Annotated in this window: 21 protein-coding genes; 13 read left to right on the plus strand and 8 right to left on the minus strand. The window is 62.7% G+C overall.

Features of this window, described 5'->3' with window-relative positions:
* Positions 1 to 207: 207 nt before the first annotated feature.
* Entirely contained in the window at positions 208 to 1,308 is a 1,101-nt protein-coding gene (locus ACP8LP_RS02150; RefSeq protein WP_016667013.1) for an ABC transporter ATP-binding protein, read from the minus strand.
* Positions 1,309 to 2,192: 884 nt separating this feature from the next.
* Positions 2,193 to 3,623: an L-serine ammonia-lyase gene (locus tag ACP8LP_RS02155; protein WP_252906061.1), complete on the minus strand. Its 1,431-nt coding sequence runs from the start codon at positions 3,621 to 3,623 to the stop codon at positions 2,193 to 2,195.
* 254 nt (positions 3,624 to 3,877) lie between these two features.
* Here ACP8LP_RS02155 and ACP8LP_RS02160 point away from each other — a divergent pair, with 254 nt between their 5' ends.
* The 6 genes from ACP8LP_RS02160 (at position 3,878) to ACP8LP_RS02185 (ending at position 11,717) form a co-directional block, all read left to right on the plus strand.
* Positions 3,878 to 6,181, plus strand: a complete 2,304-nt coding sequence (locus tag ACP8LP_RS02160) for an ROK family protein (protein ID WP_016667016.1) — start codon at positions 3,878 to 3,880, stop codon at positions 6,179 to 6,181.
* Between the two features lie 25 nt (positions 6,182 to 6,206).
* Positions 6,207 to 7,502 (plus strand): ABC transporter substrate-binding protein, encoded by a 1,296-nt coding sequence (locus ACP8LP_RS02165; protein ID WP_016667017.1) that lies wholly within the window; start codon positions 6,207 to 6,209, stop codon positions 7,500 to 7,502.
* Positions 7,502 to 8,461, plus strand: coding sequence for a carbohydrate ABC transporter permease (locus ACP8LP_RS02170; protein WP_016667018.1), 960 nt, complete (start codon positions 7,502 to 7,504; stop codon positions 8,459 to 8,461). Before ACP8LP_RS02165 ends, ACP8LP_RS02170 begins: the two co-directional genes overlap by 1 nt.
* Positions 8,454 to 9,347 carry a carbohydrate ABC transporter permease gene (locus tag ACP8LP_RS02175; protein WP_016667019.1) on the plus strand — a complete coding sequence of 298 codons (894 nt, stop codon included), beginning with the start codon at positions 8,454 to 8,456 and terminating at the stop codon, positions 9,345 to 9,347. The genes ACP8LP_RS02170 and ACP8LP_RS02175 overlap by 8 nt, the downstream gene beginning before the upstream one ends.
* 106 nt (positions 9,348 to 9,453) lie before the next feature.
* Positions 9,454 to 10,491, plus strand: coding sequence for an L-threonine 3-dehydrogenase (gene tdh / locus ACP8LP_RS02180; protein ID WP_016667020.1), 1,038 nt, complete (start codon positions 9,454 to 9,456; stop codon positions 10,489 to 10,491).
* 35 nt (positions 10,492 to 10,526) lie between these two features.
* The gene (locus ACP8LP_RS02185) at positions 10,527 to 11,717 is read left to right on the plus strand and encodes a glycine C-acetyltransferase (RefSeq protein WP_036976462.1); all 1,191 of its coding nucleotides are present in this window, start codon (positions 10,527 to 10,529) and stop codon (positions 11,715 to 11,717) included.
* Between the two features lie 24 nt (positions 11,718 to 11,741).
* Here the strand turns inward: ACP8LP_RS02185 and ACP8LP_RS02190 are convergent, their stop codons facing one another.
* From ACP8LP_RS02190 to ACP8LP_RS02205, 4 genes are read right to left on the minus strand one after another with little or no spacing between them, the layout of a single operon-like run.
* Positions 11,742 to 12,656 (minus strand): ABC transporter substrate-binding protein, encoded by a 915-nt coding sequence (locus tag ACP8LP_RS02190; RefSeq protein ID WP_334354771.1) that lies wholly within the window; start codon positions 12,654 to 12,656, stop codon positions 11,742 to 11,744.
* A 22-nt stretch (positions 12,657 to 12,678) separates the two neighbouring features.
* Complete coding sequence (locus tag ACP8LP_RS02195; RefSeq protein WP_004810680.1) at positions 12,679 to 13,374, minus strand: ABC transporter permease; 696 nt, start codon at positions 13,372 to 13,374, stop codon at positions 12,679 to 12,681.
* Complete coding sequence (locus tag ACP8LP_RS02200) at positions 13,371 to 14,024, minus strand: ABC transporter permease (RefSeq protein ID WP_004810681.1); 654 nt, start codon at positions 14,022 to 14,024, stop codon at positions 13,371 to 13,373. Before ACP8LP_RS02200 ends, ACP8LP_RS02195 begins: the two co-directional genes overlap by 4 nt.
* Positions 14,021 to 14,845 (minus strand): ABC transporter ATP-binding protein, encoded by an 825-nt coding sequence (locus tag ACP8LP_RS02205; RefSeq protein ID WP_334354772.1) that lies wholly within the window; start codon positions 14,843 to 14,845, stop codon positions 14,021 to 14,023. Before ACP8LP_RS02205 ends, ACP8LP_RS02200 begins: the two co-directional genes overlap by 4 nt.
* Before the next feature lie 125 nt (positions 14,846 to 14,970).
* Between ACP8LP_RS02205 and ACP8LP_RS02210 the strand changes: the two genes are divergently transcribed.
* A complete protein-coding gene (locus ACP8LP_RS02210) occupies positions 14,971 to 15,801 on the plus strand; it encodes a DedA family protein (RefSeq protein ID WP_036975756.1) in 831 nt (276 codons plus the stop codon).
* A 24-nt stretch (positions 15,802 to 15,825) separates the two neighbouring features.
* A complete protein-coding gene (locus ACP8LP_RS02215) occupies positions 15,826 to 16,188 on the plus strand; it encodes a DUF488 domain-containing protein (protein WP_016667025.1) in 363 nt (120 codons plus the stop codon).
* A gap of 9 nt (positions 16,189 to 16,197) precedes the next feature.
* Here ACP8LP_RS02215 and ACP8LP_RS02220 read toward each other — a convergent pair whose 3' ends face one another.
* Positions 16,198 to 16,713, minus strand: a complete 516-nt coding sequence (locus ACP8LP_RS02220; RefSeq protein WP_002549491.1) for an O-acetyl-ADP-ribose deacetylase — start codon at positions 16,711 to 16,713, stop codon at positions 16,198 to 16,200.
* Positions 16,714 to 16,822: 109 nt separating this feature from the next.
* On the opposite strand from ACP8LP_RS02220, the gene ACP8LP_RS02225 reads away from it, so the two are divergent.
* Positions 16,823 to 17,839: an NADP-dependent oxidoreductase gene (locus ACP8LP_RS02225; RefSeq protein ID WP_016667027.1), complete on the plus strand. Its 1,017-nt coding sequence runs from the start codon at positions 16,823 to 16,825 to the stop codon at positions 17,837 to 17,839.
* 19 nt (positions 17,840 to 17,858) lie between these two features.
* On the opposite strand, the gene ACP8LP_RS02230 is transcribed toward ACP8LP_RS02225, so the two are convergent.
* A complete protein-coding gene (locus ACP8LP_RS02230) occupies positions 17,859 to 18,446 on the minus strand; it encodes a histidine phosphatase family protein (protein WP_065674325.1) in 588 nt (195 codons plus the stop codon).
* A gap of 93 nt (positions 18,447 to 18,539) precedes the next feature.
* Between ACP8LP_RS02230 and ACP8LP_RS02235 the strand changes: the two genes are divergently transcribed.
* From ACP8LP_RS02235 to ACP8LP_RS02250, 4 genes are read left to right on the plus strand one after another with little or no spacing between them, the layout of a single operon-like run.
* On the plus strand, positions 18,540 to 19,463 hold the full coding sequence (locus ACP8LP_RS02235; protein ID WP_042842943.1) for an ABC transporter ATP-binding protein: 924 nt from the start codon (positions 18,540 to 18,542) through the stop codon (positions 19,461 to 19,463).
* Positions 19,460 to 20,212 carry an ABC transporter permease gene (locus tag ACP8LP_RS02240; protein ID WP_063279366.1) on the plus strand — a complete coding sequence of 251 codons (753 nt, stop codon included), beginning with the start codon at positions 19,460 to 19,462 and terminating at the stop codon, positions 20,210 to 20,212. Before ACP8LP_RS02235 ends, ACP8LP_RS02240 begins: the two co-directional genes overlap by 4 nt.
* A 27-nt stretch (positions 20,213 to 20,239) precedes the next feature.
* On the plus strand, positions 20,240 to 21,346 hold the full coding sequence (locus ACP8LP_RS02245; RefSeq protein ID WP_063279365.1) for a sensor histidine kinase: 1,107 nt from the start codon (positions 20,240 to 20,242) through the stop codon (positions 21,344 to 21,346).
* Positions 21,343 to 21,954, plus strand: coding sequence for a response regulator transcription factor (locus ACP8LP_RS02250; RefSeq protein ID WP_002549688.1), 612 nt, complete (start codon positions 21,343 to 21,345; stop codon positions 21,952 to 21,954). Before ACP8LP_RS02245 ends, ACP8LP_RS02250 begins: the two co-directional genes overlap by 4 nt.
* Positions 21,955 to 22,053: the final 99 nt, after the last annotated feature.

Below are 22,053 nucleotides of genomic sequence, written 5' to 3' on the forward strand. Positions count from 1 at the left end.
AGTGATGTAAATTGAAATAAGCACAGGCTGCATCGACGTTCGGACATAGCCGCAGCAGCTCGCTGAGGGGCCGTGTCACACAAGCAGAGATGAAAGAGTTCGCTGCGTTCGACGGCGAGAATCAGGGCACGCCCCCCATGGCCACACAGAACACGACGAGGCCCTCGGAAGAACCGGGGGCCTCGTCGTGTCTGCGGAAACCGAGGATCAGGAGATGCGCTCAGTGGTCTCCTGGCTGAAGACGTGCACGGCGGCCGGGTCGACACCCAGGCGCACCTGCTCGCCACGCTGCGGAGGACGACGAGACGAGATACGAGCGACGACCTGGTGGGCCTCACCATCCTCGATCGAGGCTTCCTTGCCGGAACCGACGAGGGAGCCGTAGAGGTAGGCGTCAGCGCCGAGTTCCTCGACGACGGCAACGTCGAGTCCGACGCCTTCGCTGGCGAGGGTGAAGGACTCCGGGCGGATACCGAGGGTGAGCTTGGTCTCGTTCGGGGCCTTGGCTAGGACCTCGCGGGAAACCGGAACGACGTAGTCACCGAGCTTGACGCCACCATCAACGACGTCGCCCTCCATGAGGTTCATGGCAGGGGAGCCGATGAAGCCGGCGACGAAGAGGTTCTTAGGAGTGTCGTAGAGGGCCAGCGGGGAGTCGACCTGCTGCAGGATGCCGTCCTTCATGACGGCAACGCGGTCGCCCATCGTCATGGCCTCGACCTGGTCGTGGGTCACGTAGACGGTGGTGACACCGAGGCGCTGCTGCAGGGCAGCGATCTGGGTGCGGGTCTGGACACGGAGCTTGGCGTCGAGGTTCGACAGCGGCTCGTCCATGAGGAAGACCTGAGGGTTACGAACGATGGCGCGACCCATGGCGACACGCTGACGCTGACCACCGGAGAGAGCCTTCGGCTTGCGGTTGAGGAAGTCCTCGAGACCGAGGAGCTTGGCAGCCTCGAGAACGCGCTGCTGACGCTCAGCCTTCGGCACGTTCTGCATCTTGAGGGCGAAGCCCATGTTGTCGGCCACGGTCATGTGGGGGTACAGGGCGTAGTTCTGGAAGACCATGGCGATGTCACGGTCCTTCGGGGGCAGATCGGTGACGTCGCGGTCTCCGATCCAGATGGAACCGGCGTTGACCTCTTCAAGGCCGGCCAGCATTCGCAGGGAGGTGGACTTACCACAGCCAGACGGCCCGACGAGGACCATGAACTCACCATCGCCGATCTCCAGGTTGAGCTTGCTGACGGCTGCGCGATCGGTGCCCGGGTAAACCCGAGTCGCCTCCTTGTACTGCACGGTTGCCATAACCGTTAGTCCTTTCCACGGGCAGGTACGTGCCCGACGATCCGTTGTGGAAAACCGACGACCAAGGGTGCCGCCGGGATCCCCGCGGGTATTGCGAGGACCTGGTGTCGATCATAAGGGACATTGCCCGCGATGGTGGCAAGAGGCTGGCTGAAAGGAGTGTTTTGCCTTGTCGGCTGGTGCGCCTTGTGGCTGAGCCGTGAGCCGCCCTTCGTGTGGGTGCGGCCCACGGACCGGTGGGCGTCATCGCACCGGCCTACAAGCTGGGGTTCAGGGCTGCTCCCACGGGGGACCCTGTAATTGAGTCCCGTAATGATCGTGGCTTTGTATCATCAGCACATCACCACTAGAACGATGACTTCGACGATCAAAACGATAATACGAACAAGATCATGATGGCATTTTCGATATTCATGCGAGGATGGGCAAAGTTTACGTTTTTCTTCATCCGAGCATAAACGTGGCTTGACATAATGATCTTATGGAACGCCAGTCCATTGCAAACGGTCATATGGCCATACAATGTGTTGTCTTTGCGGCCGTGAATGATTCCCTTCATCTTGAAGGTGTTACTGAAATTTGAAAATACCGTTCCGTCAGAGTCTCTGAGAGTGAGGTGCGTTCTCTGGTGAGGGCGATGACGTTTCTGGCGCATGTGCCGCCCCGTGATGCCTCAATCACGGGTATGGGCACTGTGTGCATGGATCTGGTTCCCATGTTTCTCATCGCTGGTGATATCGACAAAGCAGATACGGTTGCCTATGTCAGCAGGTGAAAATACTCTCTCGCGCCGGCTTGATTTTGTTGAATTATTTCCTCGTTCTTTGGATAGTCAAGCCATCCTTCTTAGAGGGGGGATCCTCGGGGGATGATCCGTCGAGCTGCTAGCACTCGACGATGTTCACCGCGAGTCCGCCCCGTGCCGTCTCCTTGTATTTCACCTTCATGTCGCGTCCGGTTTCCATCATGGTTTTCATGACCTGATCAAGGCTGACGATTTGGGAGCCGTCGCCTGCCATGGCCAGACGGGCAGCCGTCACGGCCTTAATGGCACCCAGGGCATTGCGCTCGATGCACGGAATCTGAACCAGACCACCGACGGGATCGCAGGTGAGCCCGAGGTGGTGCTCGAGGCCGATCTCGGCCGCGTTGCAGACCTGGGCAGGTGTCCCGCCCATGACCTGGGCCAGGCCGGCTGCGGCCATCGAACATGCCACGCCGACCTCGCCCTGGCAGCCGACCTCAGCCCCAGAGATGGACGCTGACTGCTGGTAGATCTCGCCGACGGCGCCGGCGGCCAGCAGGAAGTCGACGATGAGGTCGTCGTCACCGGTGTTGACTCCGGGAGTACCCGAGTCGATGTCGGAGCCAGGGGAGAGGAACTTCACCGCGAAGTGCAGGCAGGACGGGATGATGCCGGCCGCACCGTTGGTGGGGGCGGTGACGATACGTCCACCTGCTGCGTTCTCCTCATTGACCGCCAGGGCCCACACCGTCAGCCAGTCGACCGATCCGAAGGGTTCTGGCTTGCCTGGGGTGATGCGCTCCCGGGTGGCGAGATCGCGGTGCATCTTCATGGCACGGCGACGCACGTGCAGTCCACCTGGGAGAACGCCGGAGCGGGAACAACCACGCTCGACGCAGGCGTGCATGACGGCCCAGATGTCCAGGAGTTCGCCGCGCACATGTTCCTCGTCGCGGACGGTCATCTCATTGGCCATGGTGACCTCGGGGATGTTCATCCGGTAATCAGAGCACTGTTCCAGCAGTTCCTTGCCTGTCTTGAAGGGGTAGGGGACCGGAGCCGAGTCACGGACGATGGCGGGATGCTCGTCCTCACCGTGTTCGACGACGAAGCCACCGCCGATGGAGTAGAAGGTGCGCTCGGCGACGACCTCCTGACCCGACCAGGCCGTGAATGTCATGCCGTTGGGATGGAAGGGCAAGGACCGGTTGCGATGCAGGATGAGGTCCGTCGTGACGTCGAAGGAAATCTCCCGACCACCATGGACGGCATCGAGGGTGATGCGTCCTCTGTTGGCGATGGTGGCGGCTCGAGCTGGGGTCTGGTCGGTGTCGACGGTGGCGGGATCCTCTCCCTCCAGGCCCAACAGGACGGCGGCTTCAGAGCCATGTCCGTGTCCGGTCGCCCCCAGTGAGCCGAAGAGTTCGGCGCGCACCCGGGTGACGTCGGGCCACGCCGGTGATTGAGCCAGATCAGTCACGAAGATCTGTGCGGCTCGCATGGGGCCGACGGTATGGGAACTGGATGGGCCGATGCCTACCTTGAAGATATCGAAAACACTGACTGCCACGGCATCGATTTTGCCAAAGATCGAGGCGCAATGTCAGTGAAGCGCAATGACGGCCGGCACTGGGTTGTCCGCCGCTGAAGGGGCCACCGCAAGGCATCGTGATGACGAGTTCCGACAAACCCCTTGACCAACTCGCCGTGGTGGTCCATTCTCTTTCCAACAAGAATCGAAACCGCGTTTTGAAATATGCCTTTACAAGGATCGTGAGGGCATGGACCCACGGTGACCTTGGTCGCGGAGAAGGAGTGGTGACGGTGGCGAAGCGTGATCGACGCAGTGAGAGAGCCGACGACATCCTGCTCGAACTGCGTGCCGGAGAGGCCATGAGCGCGGCCGATCTCGTCGAGGGCACCGGGTTGTCACGTCCGACCGTCATCTCAATCCTCAATGACCTCGAGTCGTCCGGATGGGTGGTCCGTGGCACCTCCGATGGTGGCGGTCTGGGGCGCCCTGCCTCGGTGTGGTCGTTGGGTGAGGACGTCGGAATCGTCATCGGGGCCGACATCCTCGTCGACTCGATGCTCCTGGTGGCGGCCACTTTCGGCGGGACGATCCTCGACGCCCGTAGTTCTCGGCTCGACCAGCACCGACCCGAAGCCCGTCTCGACACCGTCGTGAGCGCGATCGAGTCATTGCGAGATGCGTGCGGGGACAAGGGGCCGTTGCTGCACCTGGCGGTCTCGACGACGGGCGTCATCGACGGCGATGGTCGCATCGTGCGAAGCGACCTCGTGCCGCAGTGGACCGGGTTGGACTTGGGCCGAACGCTCTCCCGGCGCCTTGATGTCCCGGTCACCGTCGACAACGACATCAACATGGCTGCTTATGGCGAGTTCTGCCAGCGTCGTCAGCGCGGTCGCCTCGACACCGATGCTGACATGCTCCTGGTGCGGATGACCCGCGGACTGCACACCGGACTGGTCCTCGACGGACAACTGCATCGCGGACGTACCTGGAACGCCGGTGAGATCAGCGACGTGCTCGATCTTCGCCTGGACGGCGACGAGATGCCCGACGACGACTGGATCGATCGAGCAGCCCTGACGACCGGTTCGGTCGCGGCCGTCATCGACCCGGACGTCATCGTCATGTCTGGACCCACGAATGCGTCGGTCACGGTGATTCGCCGCATCATCGCTCGGCTCATGGCTCGGCGTCCTCTCGACTCGGAGGCGATGACCGCCGAGGTCGAGGAATTGGGGCAGGCTGCATCGGTCGTCGGGGCCCTCAACACCGCACTGGAACTGGTGACGAGGAAGGCCCTCGGTACCGGACACCCGCATCCCGTGGCCTTGCGTGGCATGGCCAAAGTCGTTTCCGAAGTCGAGAAAGGACAGCACAGCGTCATGACGACAACCCATCGAGAAGGACACACTGGCGATCGCATGAGGGTGGGCGTCGTCGGCGTCGGCGCGCGCTCGCGCCTGGCCCTCAACGCCGAGCTGGAGGGCAACGACGGCCTCGTGACCGCTGTCTGCGAGCCCCATCACCTGGCCCGCGAGCGGGTGGCCGACCGGCTCGGGAAGGACCCCGACTCCATCACGATCACCTCTGACGTTGCCGGGCTCATCGCATCGGGAATCGACGTCGCTTTCGTCACCTCCCCTGACGACACCCACGCCGAGGTCACCTGTCAGCTGTTGGAGGCGGGGATCCCGGTGTACCTGGAGAAGCCCCTGGCCATCACGATGGATTCGGCGACCAAGGTTCTCACCACCGCCTACGAGACCGGGACGAGGCTCTACGTCGGTCACAACATGCGCCACATGAACGTCGTGCGGTCGATGCGCGATCTCATCCGCTCTGGCCGGATCGGCGAGGTCAAGGCCATCTGGTGTCGTCACTTCGTCGGGTCGGGCGGTGACTTCTACTTCAAGGACTGGCATGCCACTCGCGAGCATGGCACGGGTTTGCTGCTGCAGAAGGCTGCCCACGACATCGACGTCATGCACTGGTTCGCCGATTCCCACACCACTGACGTCGTCGGGATGGGCGGGCTCACCCTCTACGACCGGATCACTGATCGTCGCGACAATTCTGACCAGCTCATGGGCGACTGGTACTCCCTCGACAACTGGCCTCCGCTGACCCAGAAGGGACTCAACCCGGTCATCGACGTCGAGGACATCTCGATGATGCTCATGCGGATGGAGTCCGGCGTCTTCGCGTCCTACCAGCAGTGCCACTACACCCCGGACTACTGGCGCAACTACACCGTCATCGGCACGGAGGGGCGCATCGAGAACTTCGGTGACGGTGAGGGAGGTGTCATTCGACTGTGGAACAAGCGAACCCACTACAACGCCGACGGTGATGAGACCGTCCCGATCATCGGGGACGCCAATGGACACGGTGACGCCGACGTGTTGACCGTCACCGAGTTCCTCAACTTCGTGAGGAACGGAACCCGTACGGATACCTCGCCGTTGGGCGCCTGGTATGCGGTCGCAGCGGGGATCGAGGCCACTGAGTCGTTGCGTCAAGGGTCGACGCCGCGCCAGGTGCCGACGCTGGACGAGGGGATCGTCCAATACTTCAACAACAACCAGGTCAAGTGATCACAACGAGACAGAGAGGTCAATCATGGATCGCAGAGGTTTCATCATGGGAGGGGCGGCCCTCGCCACCCTGACCATCGCCGGATGCTCGTCGTCGAGCAAGAACGACAAGACGGACGTCTCGCCAAGCGTCGACTCGAACACGTCCGCTGAGCTGACCCTGGCCTACTGGGACAAGAACCAGACGAAGACGATCGAGGAGAACCTCAAGTCCTTCGCCAGAAAGTACCCGAACATCAAGGTCAAGACGAACCTGGCCGGGTTCAAGGATTACTGGAACAAGCTGCGCACCCAGGCCCAGGGCAACGAGCTTCCCGACGTGTTCTGGATGAACGGTCCCAACATCCAGCTGTACGCCGCCAACGGTATGCTCGCCCCGATCGACAAGATCACGGATGCCGGCGTGAAGTGGTCGGACTACCCGAAAGCCCTTGTCGACCTCTACACCTACGAGGGCAAGCATTACGGAGTGCCGAAGGACTTCGACACCATTGGCGTCTTCTACAACAAGAAGATCTTCAAGGAGGCCGGAGTCGACTTCCCGACCGCTGACTGGACCTGGGACGACTTCCACAACAAGGCCAAGAAGATCTCCGACTGGGGCAAACCCAGGGGCATCTACGGATGTGCGACCACCATCAACGGCGACGGACAGGGCACTTATTACAACACGATCGCCCAGGCCGGTGGTTACGTCATCAAGGACAACAAGTCCGGATTCGACGACCCCAAGAGCATCGAAGGACTGCAGTGCTGGGCTGACTGGGTCAAGGATGGATCGGTCGCTTCCCCGAAGGTCGTCACTGACACCAAGCCGTCCCAGATGTTCAAGAGCGGCAAGTCCGCCATGTTCTGGACTGGTGACTGGACGGCCTCCGAGCTAGCCGAGGAGTTCAAGGGCAAGGAGGACGACTACGACGTCATCGACCTGCCTAAGAAGGAAAAGAAAGGCACCATCATCCACGGTCTCGGATGGGTTGCCTCCGCCAAGAGCGAGAACAAGGCAGCAGCCCTAGCCCTCATTGCTCACATGTCGGGCAAAGAGAGCCAGGAGGTCGAGGCGAAGAACGGCACCGCCATCCCAGCCTTTAACGGAACTCAGGACGCGTGGATCAAGAGCTACCCGAAGTGGAACTGCAAGATGTTTGTCGCCGCCGCGACGAGCTACGCCGTGACTTACCCGGTTAGCCGTAACACCGACGCCTGGGCCAACCGTGAGGCTGATTTCCTCAACCCGGCCTTTGCCGGCGAGACCCCGGTGCCTCAGGCTGCCAAGAAGCTGGCAGCCTTCATGAACGACGCTCTGAGCAAGGAGAAGTGATGCCACGGCCCGGTGTGCGAGGCAGTCAGGCGGCTGCCTCGCCCTCCGAGTCGGGATCCCACCGGCCCGGACGACCAAATCCGACGAGCGTCGGAGCATGGCCCATCCTCTTCATCGGTCCGCTCATGCTCGGCATCGCGGTGTTCTACTACTGGCCCATCGTCAAGAACATCGTCGCCTCGGTGCAGCAGACCAATGCGTTCGGAGGAAATCCCGAGTTCGTCGGACTGCAGAACTACAACGACCTGTTCTCGAGTCCTGATCTGGGCTCGGCGATGCTCAACACTTTGCTGTATACGCTCATCGTCCTGCTGGGGATCCCACTGTCGGTCATCATCGCGTCGATGATTGAACTGCCAGGCCTGAAGTTCAAGGGGTTGTATCGAGCGCTGTACTTCATGCCTTACCTGGCCATGCCGATGGCTGTCGCCCAGGTCTGGAAGATCGTGTACAACGGCCAGTTCGGTCTCCTCAACCAGATACTTTGTGGACTTGGTGCAAGCAATCCTCCCTTTTGGCTCGTCACCCCGGGATGGGCGCTGTTCGCGGTTGCCCTGTTCGGGCTGTGGGCATCCATTGGTTTCAACGTCATCATCTTGTCGGCAGGTCTGAAATCGATTCCTCGAGAGTTGTACGAGGCCGCATCCATTGACGGTGCCTCGAGATGGCGCCAGTTCCGGTCGATCACGGTTCCGCTGTTGTCACCGTCGATCTTCTTCCTGGTGATCATGACGACGATCAGCGGATTCCAGCTCTTCGATGCCTTATACGCCATGATCGGTACCGGCAATCCGGCTGAGCCCAGAACGAGGTCCTTGGTGTCCCTGTTCTACCGGGAGGCCTTTGTCAACAACGACCAAGGGGTAGGCGCTGCGATCGCCATTGTCATCTTCCTCTTGGTCGCCATCGTCACCTTCATTCAGTTCCTGGGTCAGAAGAAGTGGGTCAACTATGTCTGAGATCACGCAGGCTGGCGAGGGCTTGAGTGGGCAGGAGATCGACCAGCTCGTCAAGAAGGGCGACCGAAACTCCCAGAAAGGCCTGGTTGGCGTCCACATATTACTGATCATTGGCGGCATCTTCATGGTGTTCCCGTTCGTCTACCAGGTGCTCATGTCCTTGTCGACGAACGCTGAGATTCAGGCCGTTCCGCCCAAGTTCATCCCGGACGAGTGGCAGTTCAAGAACTATGCCGACGTTTTCACGAGGTTGCCATTCCTCAAGCAGTTCGGTGTCTCGGTGACGATCACCGTCCTGCGAACCGTCGCGCAGTTGATCCTGTGCGCCATGGGTGGATACGCCTTCGCCCGGATGAAATTCGGAGGCAAGTCCATCCTTTTCGGGTTCGTGCTGGCCATCCTTATGGTGCCCGGACAGTCCTATCTCATTGGCCAGTACCAGATCATTCGTGACCTTGGCCTGCTGGAGACCCCGTGGGGCATCGTGTTGCCAGGTTTCTTCTCGGCCTTCGGCGTCTTCCTGATGCGGCAGTCGTTCATGAGCCTGCCCGTCGAGTTGGAGGAAGCAGCCCGCCTTGACGGGTGCAATCCGTGGCAGACCTTCTGGCGAGTCATGGTCCCCGTCGTCAAGCCAGGCTTGTTCGCCGTCATGATCACGACCGTGTTGTGGTCCTGGAATGACCTGTTGTGGCCACTCATCGTGACCACGCGGGAGGAATCCATGCCGTTGAGCGTGGGTATAGCCACCTTGGCCGGACAGCACTCCAGCGAGTTCGCCCTCATGATGGCCGCCTCCGTGATGGCCATGGCACCGATCTTCCTGCTGTTCTTCTCGATGCAGAAGAGGGTCATCGAAGGGCTGGCCAGCTCGGGTTTGAAGGGCTGAGCCCCGGAGTTCACCACCCGACGTGCAGCACTGTTCGGGTAGTGGCACAGTTGTGTCGTCACAAAGATGTGGTTGAGGGGGTCACGCCCCGGAAAGGTGAGGGGCCATGAAGGCTTTGGCGAAGACCCGGCCGGAACCGGGGCTTGAACTCATTGACATTCCCGACCCGACCCCGGGCCCGAACGATGTCGTCGTCAAGGTGCTGCGCAGTGGGATCTGCGGCACCGACGTCCACATCGACACGTGGGACGGATGGGCTTCCAAGACGGTGCACACCCCGCTGGTCCTCGGACACGAGTTCTGCGGTGAGATCATCGAGCTCGGCTCCGAGGTCAATGATCTGGAGGTCGGCCAGCTCGTCTCTGGTGAGGGCCACTACGTCTGCGGCCGCTGCCGGGCCTGCCTGGCCGGTAAGCGACACCTGTGCCGCAATACCCAAGGCATCGGATATGCGGTCGACGGGGCCTACTGCCAGTACTTCGTCATGCCGGCCAGCAACATCTGGGTCCACCACATCCCGAACCTCGACCCCGACGTCGCGGCGATCTTCGACCCGTTCGGCAATGCCGTTCACACGGCGCTGCAGTTCCCCTGCCTGGCCGAGGACGTCCTCGTGTCGGGAGCCGGACCCATCGGGATCATGGCGGCCCTCGTCGCCCAGTTCCAGGGGGCGCGCAACGTCGTCGTCACCGACCTGTCCGACGAGAGGCTCGAACTGGCCCAGAGGCTCGGCCTGGACAACACCGTCAATGTCTCCCGGGAGGGCCTGGAGACGGTGTGGAACCGCTTCGACATGAAGGAGGGCTTCGACATCGGCCTGGAGATGTCCGGGTCGGGTGCCGCCCTGACCTCCATGATCGACAACATGACCCATGGCGGTCGTATCGCCCTGCTGGGAACCCCGAGCAAGGCCATCACCCTCGACATGTCCAAGATCATCTTCAACATGATCACGATCCAGGGAGTCACTGGCCGTCAGATCTTCGAGACTTGGTACACCATGGCCTCCCTCATCCGCTCCGGTCTGGACATCTCCGGGATCATCACCGACAGGTTCCCCATCACGGAATTCCGTGAGGCATTCGACGTCGCCGGCTCGGGCCATGGCGGCAAGGTCGTCATGGACTGGGAATGCCTCGACTGACCGACGAAGGAAGGACAATCACCATGTACGGATCCATGAAGGACGAACTCAGCGCCAAGATCGCAGCCCTCAAGGAGGAAGGGCTGTACAAGGCTGAGGCCCCGTTGACCAGCCCCCAGTCAGGCGAGATCACCGTCGACGACGGACGCGAGGTCATCAACCTGTGCGCCAACAACTACCTTGGTCTGGCTGACTCACCGGTGCTCGTTGACGCCGCCAAGAAGGCTCTCGACGAGTGGGGCTTCGGCATGGCCTCGGTGCGATTCATCTGCGGCACCCAGACCCTGCACCAGAAGCTGGAGCGGGCCATCACCGAGTTCCTGCACCCCGACGACCCCGACAACTGGGACACCATCCTGTACTCGTCCTGCTTCGACGCCAACGGTGGTCTCTTCGAGGTGCTGTTGGGGCCCGACGATGCCATCATCTCCGACGAGCTCAACCATGCCTCGATCATCGACGGCGTCCGGCTGTGCAAGGCACAGCGTTTCCGCTACCACAACCAGGACATGGCCGACCTGGAGGCCCAGCTCAAGGACGCCCAGGGCAAGGGGTGCAAGCACATCATGGTCGCCACCGATGGCGTCTTCTCCATGGACGGTTTCGTCGCACCGCTGCCGCAGATCTGTGATCTTGCCGAAAGGTACGGTGCGATGGTCATGGTCGACGACTCCCATGCCGTCGGATTCGTGGGCAAGACTGGTGCCGGCACGCCCGAGCACTGGGGAGTACGTGGCCGTGTCGACGTCCTGACCGGCACCCTCGGCAAGGCCCTGGGCGGAGCCTCTGGCGGCTACACCTGCTCCCACCGCGAAGTCGTCGAGATGTTGCGTCAGAACTCACGCCCCTACCTGTTCTCGAACTCGCTCGCCCCGTCCATCGCCGGTGCTGCCCTGGCGACCCTAGAACTGCTCAAGTCGAGCTCGGATCTGCTGGATCGTCTGCGCGACAACACCGCGTACTTCCGTGCCGAGATGACCGCACGCGGATTCGACATCCCGGAGTCGGATCATCCGATCTGCCCCGTCATGATCGGCGACGCCGTCAAGGCTGCGAAGATGGCCGACGCCATGCTCGCCAAGGGCATCTACGTGCGCGCCTTCAGCTACCCAGTTGTGCCCCGAGGCAAGGCCCGCATCCGTACCCAAATGTCTGCCGGACTGACCCGTGAACAGCTCGACAAGGCCATCAAGGCCTTCGAGGAGGCTCGCGAGGAGATCGGCTGAGATTTCTGGTGAGGGGGCTGGTGATCAGGCCAGCCCCTTCCTTCCCAACCACTCCTTGGCAATGGTTGACGCCGAAGCCTTCTCGTCCCCCTGGGCTCGTTGGTTCATGGCGATGAGGTCGTCGGTGGTCATGGCTCTCGAGACCTTGGCCAGTTGGTCGCGGGTCTTGTCGTCAACCTTTGTGTTCATCAGCGGGACGACGTTCTGAGGCACGATGAGGTGCTTGGGGTCCTCCAGGACGACGAGATTCTGCTCCTTGATCGCGGGAGTCGTCGTGTAGAGATCGACGAGGTCGACCGTCCCTGATGTTAACGCCTTGACGGTGAGCGGGCCGGAGGAGTCCGACAGTGCGGTGAACTTGATCTTGGATGCCGGGACCCCGTACACCTTCGTCAATCCCCTGGGCCCGTAGGGACGTTCCTTGAGCTCAGGATTTCCGCCCACCTTGACGGCGTCCAGCTTGGCCAGATCTGCCAGGGAAGTGACCTTGTGGGCCTTGGAGAACTCGGAGGTGACGCACCAGGAGTCGGCGTCCTGGGCTCCTGACGGTTCACCCACGGACATGCCGGACGGCACCGCCTTGCGCAGAGCGTCCATGACCGATTTCTCGTCAGAGGCCGTCGAGGATCCCTGGAAGAACTGCAGCAGGTTCCCGGAATATTCCGGGACGAGGTCGATCGAGCCGTCCTTGAGCGCCTTGACGTAGACATCGCGGGCGCCGATCTGCATCCGACGCTTGACGCTGACGCCAGCCTTCTCGAGAGCCTGGGCGTAGACCTCGGCGATGATCTCGGACTCAGTGAAATTCGCCGATCCGACGGTCACACCTGCGCCACCGGAGCCGGAGTCGTTCGAGTCGAGGGGATTATGGGAGGAACACGCCGCCAGGCCGGTCAGCAATGCGGCTCCGAGCAGTGTTCGGCGAGTCGTCGTGGTCATTCTTGCTCCATTCGATGGGTGATCACTGTGGGGTGAGGGCCAGGGCGTGTCGCACACCCGGACCGGTGAGTAGGCGCGTTGCCAGGGCGAGTAGGCCATCGGTGGCGAGGGCCAACACGATGATGACGATGGACCCGGCGAGCATCTGCGGGTAATCGGAGACCGCCAGACCGTCAAGGATGAAACGTCCCAGGCCACCCATGCCCAGGTAGGAGCAGATGGTCGTCGTCGCGATGACCTGCAGGGTGGCTGACCTCAACCCGCCCAGCAGCAGGGGAGCAGCCAGCGGCAACTCGACGCGGCGCAGGACCTGCATCCCGGTCATGCCGCAGGCTCGAGCTCCGTCAGTCACCTCGTCGTCGACGGCTTCAATCCCGGAGTAGCTGCCGGCCAGCAGGGGCGGGATCGCCAAGATCGCCAGCACGATGGTGGCCGGGACGATGGGACGCTCGATTCCCATCGTCGTCGAGATGGCCAGCAAGGTGAGCAGCCCGAGGGACGGCAGTGCGCGCAGAGCCCCTGAACAGGTCACCGCGACGGTCCTTCCGCGGCCGGTGTGGCCAATCGCCAGACCAGCGGGGATCGCGATGACCGAGGCGAGGAGGATGGCCAACAGGGTGTACCAGAGATGCTCGCCGATGCGCACCCCGATGGCTCCGGGACCGCTCCAGTGCGATGAGGTCGCCAACCAGGTGAAAGCAGATGCAATCTGGGTCATGCCGACTCCCCCTTGCGACGCTGCCAGGGCGTGAGGAGACGGCCGACCGCGACGATGACGAGGTCGAAGACGATTGCCAGGACGAGAGTCCCGATGATCCCGACCCAGATCTCGGTCGGGAAGGAACGCTGGTAACCGTCCGTGAAGAAGTAGCCCAGGGAGGGGACGCCAATGAGGGCACCGACGCTGACTAATGACAACGTGGATGCCGAGACCACCCGCATTCCCGCAGTGAGTGCAGGGACAGCCAGCGGCAGGGCCACTCGCCAGAACACCTGGGAATTGGAGTAACCCATGGCGACGGCGTCACGACGTACCGATCGTCCCACCGAGTCGAAGGCGTCGGTGGCCGTCCTCACCAACAGGGCGATGCCGTAGAGGGTGAGGGCGGCGATGACATTGATCGGATCGAGGATCTTCGTGCCGAGGATGAGCGGTAACAGGACGAACAGTGGCAAGGAGGGAAGGGCGTACAGGATGGAGGCGCCGGGTACCAGGAGGCGGCGTGCGGTCCGAGAGCGGTGCGCCCACCACCCCAGCGGGACTGACAGCACGAGGCTCACGACCACCGGAATGATGCCGAGCACGGCATGGTGGCTCGTCAATTGCCAGATTTGGTCCCGGTTCTCGTCGATCCACCGGGTGTTCATGAGTTCTCCTCGGGAGTTCCCGTGAGACGACCGACGAGTCGGCCACCGGCGTCGACGACGGTGGGAGGCTCGTCGCGCAGTTCGACGTGGAGACTGCGACGATCTCCACCGATGAAGGAGGAGACGAAGTCGTCGACGGGGTGGAGCAGGATCTCATCGGGGCGGCTCCGCTGGGCGACCTGGGCACCGCGTCTCAGCACGAGGACCTCGTCGCCGAGCAAGAAGGCCTCGTCGACGTCATGGGTGACGAATACGATCGTCTTGGCGAGATCCTCCTGGATACGTAGAAGACCCTGCTGCAACTCGGCACGCACCACCGGATCGACGGCGCCGAAGGGCTCGTCCATGAGGAGGATGTCAGGGTTGGCGGCAAGGGCCCGGGCCACTCCGACCCGCTGGCGCTGACCGCCGGACAGCTGGGTGGGGTAGCGGCGGGCCAACGAGGAGTCCAAGCCGACCCTCTCCAACAGATCCATGGCTCGGGAGCGGGCAGCGCTCCGGGAAGTCCCGGAGAGAAGCGGCACTGTGGCGATGTTGTCGACCACGGTTCGGTGGGGGAGCAACCCACCCGATTGCATGACGTATCCGATCTGACGACGCAGCTTGACCGGATCAACCATGGCGACGTCGGTGTCGTCGATGAGTATTCGGCCCTCGGACGGATCGACCATTCGGTTGACCATCCTCAGCAGGGTGGTCTTTCCGCATCCGGAGGACCCTAGCAAGACGACCAGGTGGTGGGATTCCACCTCCAGGTCAAAATTCTCGACGGCGACAGTGCCCTCGTCGAAACGCTTGCTGACGTGGTCGAAACGGATCATGCGGTCCTTCCCCGCCCGGCCAGTTCGCGTGTGCTGTGGGTGACGCCGGTTGAGGGATCACGCTACCGTCCGTACGAGGTCAGGAGAAGTGTGTTCCCCTCTCGGCAGACATCGCAGCTGCAGGACTGTCACCTGCACTGGGTATCCTCGACGGCGTGCAGGACGAGATGAGTACTGCGGCTGCGGGGGAGAAGGATTCCTTCGCCGTGGCCGCCACCGCCCTTGCCGCGGCCGAGAATGAACTGGAGAGGTCCGCCGCCGGTAACGACTCCGCCGAGGACGAGGAGTGGTGGAAGGCCGAGGGCATGCCCTGGAACCACAAGCCAGGCCGTTCCGATTACTGGTGCATGGGGTGGATCGGCTTCCTTGGCATCTTCTCGTTGGCCATGCTCCCGCTGCGTGGTTGGCTGCTCGGCCTTGATCCGCCGATCCTCGTGGGGCTCACGGGATCCCGTACCGGTGCAGCGGCGACCGGAGCTCTGGCATCGGTCAATCAGGCCCCGCACTGGCTGTGGTGGTTGCTGTTGGGCTCGATCATGTCGATCAAACTTGACTGGGTCTACTGGTGGGCCGGAAAGCTGTGGGGCCGAGGGATGATCGAGGTCTGGGCCGGACGATCTGAGCGGTCCCGACGCCGTTACGACCAGGCGGAGAGGTGGGCTCGCAAGCTCGGCTGGCTGGGTGTTCTCGTCGCCTATGTGCCGATTCCGTTGCCGATCATGCCGGTGGTCTTCGTCCTGACGGGTGCCTCCGGGATGAAGGTGAAGTGGTTCGTCGCGCTGGACTTCGTCGCCGCCACAGTCTGGAACCTGGGCTACCTCACTCTGGGGTGGGGAGTCGGTGATCCCATCGTTGACGCACTGAAATACTATGCGAAGATTGCGAACTGGGTGGCCATCATCCTGCTCGTCGTCATCCTCGCCCCCCTCTTCTTCAAGTCCAAGAAGAAGGCTTGATCCCGGCGTGACACAGTGGAAGGCATGACAACCTTCCGCGCAGTGAATATCCGTGACGACCTCAAGGCGGGCCCGGCCAAGGGATATCGGGTCCTCGTTGATCGCATGTGGCCGCGAGGGGTCAAGAAGGACGATGCTGAGCTCGATGAGCGTCGCACCGATCTGGCCCCTTCCTCGGAACTGCGCACCTGGTGGAACCACGACGCTGACCGGTTCGACGAGTTTGCAGGCCGTTACGAGGCTGATCTCGACGAGTCGGGAGCAGCGAAGAAGTTCGTTGACGAGTGCGCCGACCACGACGAGGTGATCCTGCTCTTCGGTGCCGGCGACCGCGAGGTCAACCACGCCGTCGTGTTGGAGCGAATCCTCAACGATCTGGCTGGATGAGAATTCCGATCATCCGTTTCCAAGGGCGCAGCGGTATCCCGCTTCGGCCTCGGCGTTGAAGGCGACGAGGTAGATCGTCTCCACCGAGGTGTCGGTCTCCTTGCATGTTTCGACGGCGATGCGGGTGGCCTCGTCCATGGGATAGCCGTACACCCCTGCCGAAATCGTCGGGAAGGCGACGGTTTTCGCACCGATCTTGTCAGCCACCTGCAGGGACGTGCGGTAGCAGGAGGCGAGCTGGTCAGACTTGTCGATGGTCTTCGCCCAGACCGGACCGACGGTGTGGATGATCCACTTGGCAGTCATCTTTCCCGCGGTGGTGGCCACCGACTGCCCCGTGGGTAGGCCGTCGGGCAGGGTGGTCTCGCGGAGCTTGCGACAAGCCGCCGACAACTCAGACCCTGCAGCCCGGTGGATGGCGCCATCGACCCCTCCGCCGCCAGCCAGCCGACGGTTCGCCGCATTGACGACGGCGTCGACATCGAGAGTGGTGATGTCAGTGCGAAGGATCCTGATCTCGGCCATGACCCCATTGTGCATGACCGGCGATCACCCTCCGCGGAATCTGCTGGTCTGGTGGCATGAGGCGTGCGATGGTCGAGATGTTGACCGGCGTCGAGAGAGGAACACTCCCATGAGCACCACCCATCTGACTTCCACCCGCGCTGTCCATCTCGCATCCCGACCACACGGTGCACCGACCGAGGACAATTTTCGCATCGAGGAGATCCCCCTTCCCGAACTGGCCGACGGGCAGATCCTCGTCGCCAATGAGGTGATGTCGGTCGACCCGTACATGCGCGGCCGGATGAACGACGTCAAGTCCTACGTGCCACCATTCCAAGTCGACCAGCCCCTCGACGGCGGAGCGGTCGGCACCGTCATCGCGTCGCGCAGCGAAGGCATTCTGGAAGGCATGCGCGTCGTCCACCAGCTCGGATGGCGTGAACACGCGGTTCTTGACGCCTCCGATGCGAGGGCCATCGACGTCGACATCGCACCCGCCTCGGCCTACCTTGGTGTTCTGGGCATGACCGGGCTCACCGCTTACGCGGGTCTGACCCGCGCCGCGGAGATGAAGGCCGGAGATGCCGTCTTCGTCTCCGGCGCCGCCGGGGCCGTCGGCTCGATGGTCGGCCAGTTGGCAGGCCTGCTCGGGGCGACTCGGGTCATCGGCTCTGCCGGCACCGATGCCAAGGTTGCCCGACTGCGTGACCTTGGTTTCGACGCTGCTTTCAACTACCACGACGGCCCGGTGACCGACCTGCTCGGGCAGGCCGCTCCCGACGGCATCGACGTCTACTACGACAACGTCGGGGGAGACCACCTGGAGGCCGCCATCAACCACCTCAACACCGATGGTCGCGTGGCCATGTGTGGGGCGATCTCCCAGTACAACTCCGTCGAGCCGCCGTGTGCCCCGCGCAATCTGGGGCTGGCCATCGGCAAGCGGCTGACGCTGCGGGGTTTCGTCATCGCCAAGTACGCCGAGGAAGTCCGTCCGGAGTTCCAGCAGAAGATGGCCCAGTGGTTGGCGAACGACGAGATCCACTGGGACGAGACCTACCGGGATGGCCTCGACGCGGCACCCAAGGCCTTCATCGACATGCTCGAGGGTGCCAACACCGGGAAGATGCTCGTGAGACTGTGAGATTCCCCGGCACGGAATCTCACAGGTCCGGAAGGCTCTCCACCAGCTCGTGCAGGTCGATATCCCGGTACATGACGATCCCATTCGTCAGCGCGAGGGAGTAGTCGCAGTCATGGTGGGTGCCTCCGGACAGGGCCGACAGCATGACGCGCAGGGTGTCCCCGTGACTGACCATGACGACGGCCTCGGGGGGATTCTGGGCAAGCTCGTCCAACAGATCGCGACAGCGTCGCCAGACGTCGAGAAGTGACTCCCCGCCACCCCAGCCGACCTCGGCAATGTCGGCATCCTCGGGGATCGGCATCTCGTGCAGTTCACTGGACAGCTTGCCCTCCATGTCACCCAAGTACTGCTCCCGCAGCCGGGCGTCAGCCTGAGGTGTCGACCCGATCGCGCAACCCACACGTTGAGCGGTCTGCAGGGCACGTTTCTGGTCCGAACTCAGCAGTGCGGTGTGACGAGGCACCAATACGGCGACCTTCCGTCCGGCCTCACCGGCCTGACGATGGCCTCTCCTGGTCAGGGGGACCTCCATCGTCTGTCCCTGGACGCGGTGCTCCAGGTTCCAGGTGGACTGGCCGTGGCGTACCAGGACGATTCGAGTCATTGCCGTAGCCTAACCCCCCCATGACGAATGTCATGGCGAAGTCGTGACGCCGGACCATGGGCGGAACCACGCCTGGTGGGGTGTCATGGAGGCATGAACGAAACAGCGGTGGTCGTCGAGGATCTCGTCAAGGCCTTCCCTGCCAAGGGAGGACACCTGACGGCCGTCGACCACATCAATTTCACCATCAAGCAAGGGGAGGTTGTCGCCTTCCTCGGCCCCAACGGCGCCGGCAAGACGACAACCATCGACATGTTGTTGGGGATCACCGACCCGACCTCCGGCCGAGTCGAGTTGATGGGCCGGAACGCCGAGGAGGGGGCTCGATCCGGCCGGGTCTCGGCGGTACAACAGACCCGTGGCCTGCTCGACAACTTCACTGTCCACGAGACCCTGCGAGTCATCGGATCGACCTTCAAGCTCCCGCGCTCCCGGATCGATGAGCAGATGCGGGTCTGGGAGCTGGAGGATTTCGCCTCCCGGAAGGTCGGAAAGTGTTCAGGCGGTCAGCAACAGCGGTTGCGCTTCGCCCTGGCGATGCTGCCCGATCCGGATCTCCTGGTTCTGGACGAGCCGACGATGGGTCTCGACGTCGATGGACGGCGTCACTTCTGGGCCCAGATGCACAAGGCCGCTGACGACGGCCGCACCATCATCTTCGCCACCCACTACATTGCCGAGGCGGACGAGTTCGCCGACCGGGTCATCCTCATCAACCACGGCCGCATCATCGCAGACGGACCGATCGCCGAGATCCGTGCGTCGGTCTCCGGTTCGACGGTGACCGTCGTCTGGCCCGACGTGGATCCCGCGACCCTCGATCGCCTGCCCTACGTCAACCACTACGACATCAAGTCCGACACCGTCACCTTCACCACCGACGACTCCGACGAGTTGGTGCGCCATTTGCTCAACCACACCGAGGCCCACGACGTGCTGGTCGCCCGCACCACTCTGGAGGACGCATTCCTCTCACTCACCAGCGAGAGCATCGACCGGGCGGAGAGTGCCTCATGAACATCACCTACTCCCTTCTCGACATCCGGCGGATGGTTCGCACCCCGTCGATCATCATCTTCGCCTTCGTCATGCCGGTCGCGATGTACGTGCTCTTCGGTGCAATCCAGGACTACGGCACCATCCTGGTGGCACATGGAAACGTCAATGCCGCGGTGATGGCGTCGATGGCCCTCTATGGCACTGCCACCGCCGCCTCAGGTCTGGGGTCGTCGTCGGCTCTGGAGCAACAGGCGGGATGGGGACGGCAGCTGGCGACCACCCCGATGACCCAGTGGAACTACCTCGTCACCAAGATCGTCTCGATCCAGGTCGTCGCGGCCGTGCCGGTGGCCCTCGTGCTGCTCGCCGGCGCCCTCTCGGGTGCGCGTATCGACGGCATCGGATGGCTGTGGACCTTCCTCCTGGCATGGGTGTGCTGCGTTCCCTACACCATCTTCGGTCTTGGAATGGCGATACTCATCCGCAACGAGAACGCTGCCTCCCTGGTGTCCTTCTTCGTGCTGGCCTTCGCTTTTCTCGGCAATGTCTTCATGCCCTTGGGCGGGTTCATGCTCAAGCTCTCCCGCTTCACCCCGCTGTGGGGTGTCAACCTGCTGCCGCGGTGGCCGATCATGGGAGGATACGAGATGACGACCCAGGGGCCGGTCGAGGTCGACCTCTTCCGTGCCATCATCAGCGCAGTGGCGTGGGCTGTTGTCTTCGTCGTGTTGGCATGGCTGGTCTCCCGCCGTCACAGGGACTGCTGAGAGGCCAGTTGGGAGGAGAACAGGCCGATGCGCAAACGCTCCAGACGCTCGCTGTCGATATGGGGCGCGCGCGGGACGCAGACCTTGTACGCCGGGATTTGGACGATCTTCCTTGCTTACCCCATCGAGCACATAGCTGCCAACCCCGAGCTCGTGAGGTCCCAGCGGGTCACCGGGTTCGTCCTCATCGGCCTCTTCGTGCTGGTCTACCTGTTGGGATTCTGGCTGGGGGTCGACACGCTGGAGACCTGGCTCTCGCGACGTTGGATGCCTCGCTGGCCCTGGGCATTTCTGGCCGTGATATGCCTGCTCAACGGCGGGGTGGCCCTCGTCGATCCGCCGGCGGCCGTCGAGATGTTCGCCTTTCCGCTGGCCTTCACCCTCTTCCTAATGTCGACATCCGCAGTCCTGATGATCCTCGTGCTCGAGGTCGCCGCGCTGTTGGTGGCCCGGATCATCGACGACCAGCGACAGTGGTGGCTCATCGGACTGCCGTCAATGGCCATGATTCTGCTGGCCGGATGCATCAGTCGGGTGTGGAGCAACAACCGACTCGAGCAGAACAAGCAGCACAAGATCGAGGCCACCTATGCCGAGCGGGAGAGGATCGCCTCCGACGTCCATGACCTTCTCGGCCAGAGCCTGACGGTGATCTCCATGAAAGCCGAACTCATCGGCAAACTCATCGACATCAACCCGGAGGCTGCCAAGGAACAGGCAGCGGACACGCACAACCTGACTCGCGAGGCCCTGGCGCAGGTTCGAGGCCTGGTCAGTGACCTCAACGAGGCTGACCTGGACTCCCAACTCGCCACCGCGGCGACAGCCCTGACGACAGCTGGCATCTCCCTTCGGGTCCGCGACGAGCGGACCGGTGAGTCCGACCATGACGCCGTGTGGGGATGGGTGGTGCGTGAGGCCGTCACCAACATCATCCGCCACTCTCAGGCCAGGTGCTGTTGGATCGATCTGTCCGACGACCGGATGTGCATCATCGATGACGGCATCGGTGTCGGCGACGCCGAGGAAGGTTCCGGTCGGGCGGGGATGAGGCGTCGGGTCGAGGGCGTCGGTGGGCAGCTGGACATCGGTTCGGGGGACAATGGTCGGGGAACCAAGGTGGTGGTGTTATGACCGACGAGTCGATCAAACTCGTTCTCGCCGATGATCAGGCCTTGGTACGCGGTGCCCTTGTCGCTCTGCTCTCCCTGGAACCCGACATCGAGGTGGTCGGCCAGTGCAGTCGTGGCGACGAGGTCGTCCTGACGGTTGAGAAGACCCGTCCCGATGTGCTGCTGCTCGACATCGAGATGCCCGGAATGGACGGCATCGAGGTGGCGGACCGCTTGGCTGGGGCTGACGTCAAGATTCTCATCGTTACCACCTTCGGACGCCCCGGGTACCTGCGCCGGGCGATGGATGCCGGGGCGGCGGGATTCGTCGTCAAGGACACCCCGGCCTCCGAACTGGCCCAGGCAGTGCGCAAGGTTCATCAGGGAGGCCGCGTCATCGACCCATCCTTGGCCGCAGAGTCCCTGCTGGAGGGGTACAACCCGTTGACGGAGAGGGAGCGAGGTGTGTTGCGGGAGGCGGAGTCGGGGGAGCCGATCGCCGTCATCGCGAGGAAGCTCTCCCTGTCGACCGGAACGGTCCGTAACCACGTGTCCTCAGCGATCGCGAAGACCAACAGCGTCAATCGGGCCCAGGCAGTTGCCGAGGCCAGGAGACGCGGCTGGTTGTGAAGGCGGAAGTGCTCCCAGCTTTTGGAACCACCGATTGTCCAGGTTTGTGTCAGGCAGTTCAAGGAGGCACCGTGAAAGCGCCCGACACCCACTCCCCGC

The organism is Cutibacterium sp. LaCa_89, from assembly GCF_058177555.1.

Coding starts and splice junctions, on each gene's coding strand:
- ACP8LP_RS02150 (WP_016667013.1), bottom strand. CDS start 1,308: ATGGCAACCGTGCAGTACAAGGAGGCGACTCGGGTTTACCCGGGCACC.
- ACP8LP_RS02165 (WP_016667017.1), top strand. CDS start 6,207: ATGGATCGCAGAGGTTTCATCATGGGAGGGGCGGCCCTCGCCACCCTG.
- ACP8LP_RS02170 (WP_016667018.1), top strand. CDS start 7,502: ATGCCACGGCCCGGTGTGCGAGGCAGTCAGGCGGCTGCCTCGCCCTCC.
- ACP8LP_RS02175 (WP_016667019.1), top strand. CDS start 8,454: ATGTCTGAGATCACGCAGGCTGGCGAGGGCTTGAGTGGGCAGGAGATC.
- tdh (WP_016667020.1), top strand. CDS start 9,454: ATGAAGGCTTTGGCGAAGACCCGGCCGGAACCGGGGCTTGAACTCATT.
- ACP8LP_RS02185 (WP_036976462.1), top strand. CDS start 10,527: ATGAAGGACGAACTCAGCGCCAAGATCGCAGCCCTCAAGGAGGAAGGG.
- ACP8LP_RS02190 (WP_334354771.1), bottom strand. CDS start 12,656: ATGACCACGACGACTCGCCGAACACTGCTCGGAGCCGCATTGCTGACC.
- ACP8LP_RS02195 (WP_004810680.1), bottom strand. CDS start 13,374: ATGACCCAGATTGCATCTGCTTTCACCTGGTTGGCGACCTCATCGCAC.
- ACP8LP_RS02200 (WP_004810681.1), bottom strand. CDS start 14,024: ATGAACACCCGGTGGATCGACGAGAACCGGGACCAAATCTGGCAATTG.
- ACP8LP_RS02205 (WP_334354772.1), bottom strand. CDS start 14,845: ATGATCCGTTTCGACCACGTCAGCAAGCGTTTCGACGAGGGCACTGTC.
- ACP8LP_RS02215 (WP_016667025.1), top strand. CDS start 15,826: ATGACAACCTTCCGCGCAGTGAATATCCGTGACGACCTCAAGGCGGGC.
- ACP8LP_RS02220 (WP_002549491.1), bottom strand. CDS start 16,713: ATGGCCGAGATCAGGATCCTTCGCACTGACATCACCACTCTCGATGTC.
- ACP8LP_RS02225 (WP_016667027.1), top strand. CDS start 16,823: ATGAGCACCACCCATCTGACTTCCACCCGCGCTGTCCATCTCGCATCC.
- ACP8LP_RS02230 (WP_065674325.1), bottom strand. CDS start 18,446: ATGACTCGAATCGTCCTGGTACGCCACGGCCAGTCCACCTGGAACCTG.
- ACP8LP_RS02235 (WP_042842943.1), top strand. CDS start 18,540: ATGAACGAAACAGCGGTGGTCGTCGAGGATCTCGTCAAGGCCTTCCCT.
- ACP8LP_RS02240 (WP_063279366.1), top strand. CDS start 19,460: ATGAACATCACCTACTCCCTTCTCGACATCCGGCGGATGGTTCGCACC.
- ACP8LP_RS02245 (WP_063279365.1), top strand. CDS start 20,240: ATGCGCAAACGCTCCAGACGCTCGCTGTCGATATGGGGCGCGCGCGGG.
- ACP8LP_RS02250 (WP_002549688.1), top strand. CDS start 21,343: ATGACCGACGAGTCGATCAAACTCGTTCTCGCCGATGATCAGGCCTTG.